Origin of the sequence: Phocaeicola sp. RTP21198st1_B8_RTP21198_201120 (genome assembly GCF_040929485.1) — a bacterium.
Classification (GTDB): domain Bacteria; phylum Bacteroidota; class Bacteroidia; order Bacteroidales; family Bacteroidaceae; genus Phocaeicola; species Phocaeicola dorei.
Window position 1 is genome coordinate 1 of record NZ_JBCOCI010000103.1, and the last position, 7,329, is coordinate 7,329.

Sequence of the window (7,329 nt, forward strand, 5' to 3'; positions counted from 1 at the left end):
CGGGAAATAGAACAGGCAGGTCTGAAGGCCCGCCTAACAGAGAAACGGAAGATGATTATAGCGCCTTTATGCAAGCTGCATGAACCGAAAAAGGATGGTGTAGTATAAAGGGAAAAAGTGTACGATGGAAACACTGATATGAGATATGAAGGGCAAACACACTTCAAAAAAAACGCTAAATTATACGCTAAAAATAATATATGTCTAATTTATATTTGAAAAATACGCACTTATATTATACATATTGGAATATTATTCGTATCTTTGTCGCCCGATTTATATAGTATTGCTTTGGGAAAGTTTGATAAATATAAGGTTGAATTGAAGAATATGAAAGCGGACTCTGCTAAGTATGAGTTTACGCTGGATAATCAATTCTTTGTAGATCTGGATGGACCGGAAGTACAGAAGGGAAAACTGACAGTAGAACTGAATGTGAAAAAAACATCCGGTGTTTTTCTGTTGGATTTTCAAACTGAAGGCTTTGTCATTGTACCGTGTGACCGTTGCTTGGATGAAATGGAATTACCTGTTTCAACTTCAGATAAACTGAAAGTAAAATTAGGTTCTTCATTTGCGGAAGAGGGTGACATAGTTGTAGTACCTGAAGAAGATGGGTATATTAACATTGCCTGGTTCTTGTATGAGTTCATAGCCTTGAATATTCCTATGAAGCATGTACATGCGCCTGGGAAATGTAACAAAGGTATGGTTGGCAAGCTGAGCAAGCATTTGCGTACTTCTGCGGACGATGAAGATGATGATGACATAGCGGTGGAGTTACCCGAAGGAGATGTTAGCGAAGGGCCTCAGGAAATAGATCCGAGATGGAATGAATTAAAGAAAATATTAGATAATAATTAAAGTTTAGAAAAATGGCACATCCTAAAAGAAGACAATCAAAAACGAGAACTGCAAAGAGAAGAACTCATGATAAGGCAGTTGCTCCTACTTTAGCTATCTGTCCTAACTGCGGCGAATGGCATGTTTATCACACTGTATGTGGAGCTTGCGGTTATTATAGAGGTAAGTTAGCAATCGAAAAAGAAGCTGCTGTCTAATCAGTAGCTTTAAACACGTTTGTACGTTTTATAAAATAAAGCCGGCGAGCTTCGGCTCTGTCGGCTACTTTTTTGTAAGGGTATAAACTAATTAAATTGGAATGATGGAAAAAATAAATGCAGTAATAACAGGAGTCGGTGGATATGTACCAGATTATGTCTTGACTAATGAAGAGATTTCAAGAATGGTAGATACCAATGATGAATGGATTATGACTCGAATCGGAGTTAAAGAAAGACGTATTCTGAATGAAGAAGGATTGGGTACATCGTATATGGCGCGTAAGGCTGCCAAACAACTGATGCAGAAAACAGCTTCTAATCCGGATGACATTGACGCAGTAATCGTAGCAACTACTACTCCTGACTATCATTTCCCTTCCACTGCTTCTATCCTGTGTGATAAGCTGGGATTGAAAAATGCATTTGCATTTGATTTGCAGGCTGCCTGCTGCGGATTTTTGTATTTAATGGAAACAGCTGCTTCACTTATCGCATCGGGCAGACATAAAAAGATTATTATTGTCGGTGCAGATAAGATGTCATCTATGGTAAATTACCAGGATCGTGCAACGTGTCCTATCTTTGGTGATGGTGCAGCAGCATGTATGGTGGAAGCTACTACAGAAGATTATGGTATTATGGATTCTATTCTTCGTACAGATGGTAAGGGGCTTCCTTTTCTTCACATGAAAGCCGGTGGCTCTGTATGTCCTCCTTCTTATTTCACTGTTGATCATAAGATGCATTACCTTTATCAGGAAGGAAGAACAGTATTTAAATATGCTGTTTCCAATATGTCGGATATTACAGCGACTATTGCCGAAAAGAATGGTTTGAATAAAGATAATATCGACTGGGTAATTCCTCATCAGGCTAATCTGCGTATTATTGATGCGGTAGCTTCTCGTCTGGAAGTTCCCTTGGAGAAGGTAATGATCAATATTCAGCGATATGGTAATACTAGTGGTGCTACACTTCCGTTGTGTCTTTGGGATTACGAAAAGCAGCTGAAGAAAGGAGATAACCTGATATTTACAGCTTTCGGCGCAGGTTTTACCTATGGAGCCGTTTATGTGAAATGGGGTTACGATGGTAGTAAGAGATAATAATCATTAAACTACAAATACAAATGAACGCATCCGTATTCCGATGCGTTTTTTTGTCTGTAGCCAATAAAATGAAAGAATTATGCATAAGGCAGGATTTGTAAACATAGTAGGAAACCCCAACGTAGGTAAGTCAACACTGATGAATTTGCTGGTGGGGGAACGTATTTCTATTGCAACGTTCAAGTCGCAGACAACTCGTCATCGTATCATGGGAATCTTGAATACGGACGATATGCAGATTGTATTCTCGGACACTCCGGGAGTGGTGAAGCCAAACTACAAGTTACAGGAATCTATGTTGAACTTCTCAGAGTCGGCGTTGGTGGATGCGGATATATTGCTGTATGTGACAGATGTGGTAGAGAAAACAGATAAAAATGCGGACTTTATAGAGAAAGTTCGTAATGTCAAGGTTCCTGTCTTATTGTTAATTAATAAAATAGATTTGACCAATCAGGAAGACTTGGTCAAGTTGGTGGAAGCGTGGCATGAACAGCTTCCTCAAGCTGAAATTATTCCGATTTCTGCTACTTCTAAATTCAATGTGGATACGGTAATGAAGCGTATCAGGGAGTTGCTGCCCGATTCACCTCCCTATTTCGGGAAAGATCAATGGACAGATAAACCGGCACGTTTCTTTGTTACCGAGATTATCCGCGAGAAGATTCTGCTTTATTATGATAAAGAGATTCCTTATTCTGTAGAAGTGGTAGTGGAGCACTTTAAGGAAGATGCTAAGAGTATCCATATCAATGCTGTGATTTATGTGGAGCGTGAATCGCAAAAAGGTATTATTATAGGTAAGCAGGGCAGGGCACTGAAGAAGGTGGCTACCGAGGCTCGTAAAACGTTGGAACATTTCTTCCAAAAGTCTATTTATCTGGAAACCTTTGTGAAAGTTGATAAGGATTGGAGAAGCTCGGACAAAGAATTGAAGAACTTTGGGTATCAAATGGATTAAAATCGACTGTGATAGCCGTAAAACAAGAAAGAAAATGGGAAATTTAGTAGCAATCGTAGGACGTCCCAATGTGGGAAAGTCTACACTTTTTAATCGTCTGACCAAAACGCGTCAGGCAATTGTAAACGAGCAGGCAGGAACTACCCGCGACCGCCAATATGGCAAGTCGGAATGGGTGGGACATGAGTTTTCTGTCGTTGATACCGGTGGATGGGTGGTAAACTCGGGTGATGTTTTTGAGGAAGAGATCCGTAAACAGGTAAGTCTGGCCATAGATGAAGCGGATGTAATCTTGTTTGTTGTGGATGTAGTGAACGGGGTTACCGATTTGGATATGGCTGTAGCCTCTATTTTGCGGCGTACAAAGAAACCTGTTATTATGGTAGCTAACAAGACTGATAATAATGAATTGCAATATAATGCCGCCGAATTTTATAAATTGGGTCTAGGTGATCCTTATTGTATTTCTGCATTGAGCGGAAGCGGTACAGGGGAATTGTTGGATCTAGTGGTAGGTAAATTCAGTAAGGAGGGTGAAGAACTGCTGGATGAGGATATCCCTCGTTTTGCAGTAGTAGGACGTCCGAATGCCGGGAAATCTTCTATTATCAATGCCTTTATCGGGGAGGACCGTAATATTGTAACAGAGATTGCAGGTACTACCCGCGATTCTATCTATACCCGTTATGAAAAGTTTGGTTTTGACTTTTATCTGGTAGATACTGCCGGTATCCGTAAGAAGAATAAGGTAAATGAGGATTTGGAATATTATTCTGTCATCCGTTCTATCCGTTCTATTGAGAATTCGGACGTGTGTATTCTTATGCTGGATGCCAGTCGTGGCATTGAAGGACAGGATTTGAATATTTTCTCTCTCATTCAACGTAACCAGAAAGGTTTGGTAGTAGTGGTGAACAAATGGGATTTGGTAGAGAATAAGGATGCCAAAGTGATGAAAACTTATGAGGAAGCCATTCGTTCCCGTCTGGCACCGTTTGTTGATTTTCCCATCATCTTTGCTTCCGCTTTGACAAAACAACGTATTTTCAAGGTGCTGGAAACTGCAAAAGAGGTATATCAGGCACGTACTACCCGTATTCCGACAGCTCGTCTGAACGAAGAAATGCTTCCGTTGATCGAGGCTTATCCGCCTCCTTCAAATAAGGGTAAGTATATCAAGATTAAATATTGTACGCAGTTGCCAAACACGCAGGTTCCTTCTTTTGTGTTCTTTGCTAATTTGCCTCAATACGTGAAAGAGCCTTATAAGCGTTTTCTTGAAAACAAGATACGTGAGAAATGGAATTTGTCAGGAACACCGATAAATATCTTTATCAGACAGAAATAAAAATAGTGGTTAGTGGTTAATGATTTGGTTAATGGGCTTCGCCGTGATATTCCCAGATTATTAACCACTAATCATTTTATTATTATTTTCTATGTTCTTCCACTTCTCTTACCTTGCGGAGCAGATCAGAGGCGAAGATAAAATTATTCAGCCGTTCATTGGTAGCAGTAAACACATCATCTTTTGTCCCTTCCCATTCTTTATGCCCTTGGTAGATGTAGAGAATACTGTCACCGATTCCCATTACGGAGTTCATATCGTGGGTATTGATAATGGTTGTCATGTTGTATTCAGTGGTAATGTCGTGAATCAGTTCATCGATAACCAATGAGGTCTTTGGGTCCAGACCGGAATTGGGTTCGTCGCAAAATAAATATTGAGGATTCAAAGCTATGGCACGTGCTATAGCTACACGTTTCTGCATACCTCCACTAATTTCTCCCGGATACTTGTTCTGCGCTTCCATTAAGTTTACACGGTCTAAACAGAACTGGGCACGCTTTACACGATCACGATACGTGTCGTTGGAAAACATATCCAATGGAAACATTACATTCTCTAGTACGGTAAGAGAGTCGAACAAGGCAGCACTTTGGAAAATCATTCCCATTTCGCGGCGCAATGTCTTTTTTTCTTTTTTATTCATGTTAAGGAAGTTGCGTCCGTCATACAGGATCTCGCCCTTTTCAGGAGTCAACAGACCGACGATACACTTCATCAATACAGTTTTTCCAGAACCGCTTTGACCGATAATCAGATTAGTTTTACCATTGTTAAAAGTAGCATTGATATCCACCAATACGTCTTTTCCCTCGAATGATTTATATAATGATTTAACTTGTATCATCCCATTAAAAGTTGTGTTAATACTAAATCGGAAAATAGAATAAGCACACTGCTCATTACCACAGAATCTGTACTGGCTTTACCTACTGCAATAGAACCTCCTTCTACCGTGTAACCGAAATAAGCAGATACACTGGAAATAATGAAAGCGAAAAAGATAGATTTAATAAAACTGCACCATACAAACCATTCCTGAAAACTATATTGCAGACCATAGGCCAAATCCTCGGCATTCATGACTCCTCCGAACCAACAGGTGCAAAAAGCACCAATAATTCCCGAGAATATGCTGAAAATAACCAAAAAAGGAATCATTGTCATTAAAGCTATAATTTTAGGAAGAATAAGGTATCCAGCAGAATTGACTCCCATGATTTCCAATGCGTCAATCTGTTGGGTTACACGCATGGTGCCTATTTCGGAGGCAATATTAGAACCTACCTTTCCTGCCAGGATCAAACACATGATGGAGGAGGAGAATTCCAATAACATGATTTCGCGAGTGGTGTAGCCTACCACAAAACGAGGCATCCACGGGCTTTCGATGTTTAATTTGATTTGAATGGTAATTACGGCACCAATGAAAAAAGAAATCAGCAGTACAATACCGATGGAATTTACTCCCAACTGTACCATCTCATTGAGATATTGCTTGAAAAACATACGCATACGTTCCGGACGAGCAAAAGTACGTCCCATCAGCATGATATATTTCCCTACGGTTGTTATGGGTCTTATCATCATAGTTTTCACAATTTCCTGCAAAAGTAGCCTTTTTTGTCTATATAAATGCAAAAGAAGTTCTGATTTTCTGTTCTGTTATGCGTTTCCTAAACTTTTTTAGTATTTTTGTCGCAAAATACATGGATATGTCAGAGCAGGAAATAGAACAACAAAATACGGTGAGCGAAGACAACCGTATGATACTTCGTACAGAAAATCTGGTGAAGAAATACGGCAAGCGTACGGTAGTAAGTCATGTTTCTTTTGATGTGAAACAGGGAGAGATTGTAGGGCTGCTGGGACCGAATGGTGCCGGTAAGACTACTTCATTTTATATGACTACGGGACTTATCGTGCCGAATGAGGGGCATATATTCCTAAATGACTTGGATATTACCAGTTATCCTGTATATAAGCGTGCTCAGAATGGTATTGGATATTTAGCGCAGGAGGCTTCTGTCTTTCGTAAGATGAGTGTGGAGGATAATATTGCCTCTGTGTTAGAGTTAACTAATACTACTCCGGAATATCAAAAGGACAAACTGGAAAGTTTGATTGCCGAGTTCCGTTTGCAGAAAGTACGTAAGAATTTGGGAGACCAACTTTCTGGAGGTGAGCGTCGTCGTACGGAGATTGCACGTTGTCTGGCTATCGATCCTAAATTCATTATGTTGGATGAACCCTTTGCAGGAGTAGACCCTATTGCTGTAGAGGATATCCAGCACATTGTATGGAAATTGAAGGATAAAAATATCGGTATTTTAATTACCGACCATAATGCATTGGAAACGTTACGCTTGACCGACCGTGCGTATCTGTTATTTGAAGGAAAGATTCTGTTTCAGGGAACCCCTGAAGAACTAGCGGAAAATCCTGTTGTCCGTGAGAAATATCTAGGTACTAATTTTGTGCTTCGCCGTAAGGACTTTCAATTGGCGGAAAAGGACAGGCAGGAAAACAATGTATAAAACCGGAGACGTGGGATATAAAAAAAGCTCTGAATCTGTTCAGAGCTTTTTTTGATTGTATCAGATAAGTAATTAGTCTCTAGGTCTTGCTTCCTTGATTACCAATTGGCGTCCCATGAATTCCGAACCGTTCAGTTCATTCATGGCCTGGGCTGCTTCTGCATCATTTTCCATTTCAACAAACGCAAATCCTTTAGATTTACCTGTTTCGCGGTCTTTGATAACTTTTACAGAAGTAACAACTCCATAAGCCGCCATTGCTTGTTCCAAATCTCCTTCCTTAACACGGTAGTTAAGGTTTCCAACATAC

At 40.0% G+C, this 7,329-nt stretch carries 9 protein-coding genes; 6 read left to right on the forward strand and 3 right to left on the reverse strand.

Annotation, left to right across the window (positions count from 1 at the left end; all coding sequences use genetic code 11):
- The first annotated feature begins 330 nt into the window (after positions 1 to 330).
- From AB5935_RS21755 to der, 5 genes are all read left to right on the forward strand, one after another.
- On the forward strand, positions 331 to 864 hold the full coding sequence (locus AB5935_RS21755) for a YceD family protein (protein WP_007843675.1): 534 nt from the start codon (positions 331 to 333) through the stop codon (positions 862 to 864).
- An 11-nt stretch (positions 865 to 875) separates the two neighbouring features.
- Entirely contained in the window at positions 876 to 1,061 is a 186-nt protein-coding gene (gene rpmF / locus AB5935_RS21760) for a 50S ribosomal protein L32 (protein WP_002562387.1), read from the forward strand.
- Between the two features lie 104 nt (positions 1,062 to 1,165).
- The gene (locus AB5935_RS21765) at positions 1,166 to 2,170 is read left to right on the forward strand and encodes a beta-ketoacyl-ACP synthase III (protein ID WP_008655190.1); all 1,005 of its coding nucleotides are present in this window, start codon (positions 1,166 to 1,168) and stop codon (positions 2,168 to 2,170) included.
- An 82-nt stretch (positions 2,171 to 2,252) separates the two neighbouring features.
- Positions 2,253 to 3,134, forward strand: a complete 882-nt coding sequence (gene era / locus AB5935_RS21770) for a GTPase Era (RefSeq protein WP_007843674.1) — start codon at positions 2,253 to 2,255, stop codon at positions 3,132 to 3,134.
- A 34-nt stretch (positions 3,135 to 3,168) separates the two neighbouring features.
- A complete protein-coding gene (gene der / locus AB5935_RS21775) occupies positions 3,169 to 4,482 on the forward strand; it encodes a ribosome biogenesis GTPase Der (protein WP_007855548.1) in 1,314 nt (437 codons plus the stop codon).
- Between the two features lie 82 nt (positions 4,483 to 4,564).
- Here der and AB5935_RS21780 read toward each other — a convergent pair whose 3' ends face one another.
- Complete coding sequence (locus AB5935_RS21780) at positions 4,565 to 5,329, reverse strand: ABC transporter ATP-binding protein (RefSeq protein ID WP_007830834.1); 765 nt, start codon at positions 5,327 to 5,329, stop codon at positions 4,565 to 4,567.
- Entirely contained in the window at positions 5,326 to 6,069 is a 744-nt protein-coding gene (locus AB5935_RS21785; protein ID WP_032934389.1) for an MlaE family ABC transporter permease, read from the reverse strand. The genes AB5935_RS21780 and AB5935_RS21785 overlap by 4 nt, the downstream gene beginning before the upstream one ends.
- A 128-nt stretch (positions 6,070 to 6,197) precedes the next feature.
- Between AB5935_RS21785 and lptB the strand changes: the two genes are divergently transcribed.
- On the forward strand, positions 6,198 to 7,019 hold the full coding sequence (gene lptB, locus AB5935_RS21790) for an LPS export ABC transporter ATP-binding protein (protein WP_008655196.1): 822 nt from the start codon (positions 6,198 to 6,200) through the stop codon (positions 7,017 to 7,019).
- Between the two features lie 72 nt (positions 7,020 to 7,091).
- On the opposite strand, the gene AB5935_RS21795 is transcribed toward lptB, so the two are convergent.
- Positions 7,092 to 7,329 (reverse strand): RNA recognition motif domain-containing protein (locus AB5935_RS21795; RefSeq protein ID WP_368327565.1); only part of this gene is annotated, 238 nt, incomplete at its 5' end.